Genomic DNA, 1,061 nt, shown 5'->3' with positions numbered 1-1,061 from the left:
CGGCGCAACTTGGGCTTCGTTCTGGCCGTGGGACGGACCTCGCCTTCAGTCCATGCGTGTCGTAAGCTCGCCAGGAAGGCTTCAGTATCCGGCGTAACCGTTGAATGCGAAGCCTCACCCGCAACATCGACGAGCTGCTGCTGGGCTGACCGGATATCGCGCAGGAGCTTGACGGGATCCAATTGGCTGCAGATGTCCGTTAATCGACCGCGGACCTCGGCTGGTGTCCTATCGTCTGCGATTAGCCTTTGGTAGGGTGTGGCAGGAGGGTAGTAGGTTTTCTTGACGAAAGCGCCATCACGACGCTTTTCCCGCAGCTTGAATGAAGGTTGGAAGAAGTTTACGAAGAGCCGAACCGACCGGTATAGATCAGCAAGGACAGCGGCAGCTGCAACGCCTTCGTAGCGATGGTAGCCGACAATGCGTCGGACGACCGATCCATTTTTCTGTTCAACGAAGGCCTGGTCGTTCTTGCGGTAGGGACGACACCGCGTGAACTCGATATTGGCATTCAGGCAATAATCTCGGATTGTCTCGTTGATAAAGACACTATCATTGTCGGTGTCGAAGCCGAGCAGGGCAAACGGCATCAGACGCCGGAGCTCGCTCAATACTTCACTTAGAAGCTTTTGTTCACGGACAAGCAGCGGTGCACATTCAGTCCAACCGGTCGCAATATCGGTTAGCACCAGCGTTTGAATGAAGCTGCCGCGTGCGGTGGGGCCAGAGTGTGCAACAAGATCCGCTTCAACAAAACCCGGTGGTGGATTTCCCCAGTCGGAGAATGTCCGGACGGGAACGCTCCGCCTCAAAGCCGTTGAGGCAACCGAGCGACGGCGTCGGCGTCCACCTGCTGTTTCACGAATGTTCTTAAGCGCACGATCAATCGTAGCTGCACTCATCTGCAATAAGAGAGAGCGAACCTTATCATCCAGGCTGAGGTACCCGTTCCGTTCCATCGACGCGATCAGCGTGGGAAGCAGCGCTTTCAAACGCTTTCCACAAATCCGGTCGGAAGCTTCCCACAGCACTATAAGGGCTTGGTGAACCGCCTCATCATA

The 1,061-nt window shown here is 55.7% G+C and carries 1 protein-coding gene; it reads right to left on the bottom strand.

Annotation, left to right across the window (positions count from 1 at the left end; all coding sequences use genetic code 11):
• Positions 1-1,061 (bottom strand): ISNCY family transposase (locus L630_RS0120795; RefSeq protein WP_024850080.1); only part of this gene is annotated, 1,061 nt, incomplete at both ends.

Source organism: Aminobacter sp. J41 (assembly GCF_000526635.1).
Classification (GTDB): domain Bacteria; phylum Pseudomonadota; class Alphaproteobacteria; order Rhizobiales; family Rhizobiaceae; genus Aerobium.
Note: the sequence above shows the minus strand (reverse complement) of the source record. Positions and strands in the feature narration are given on the sequence as shown.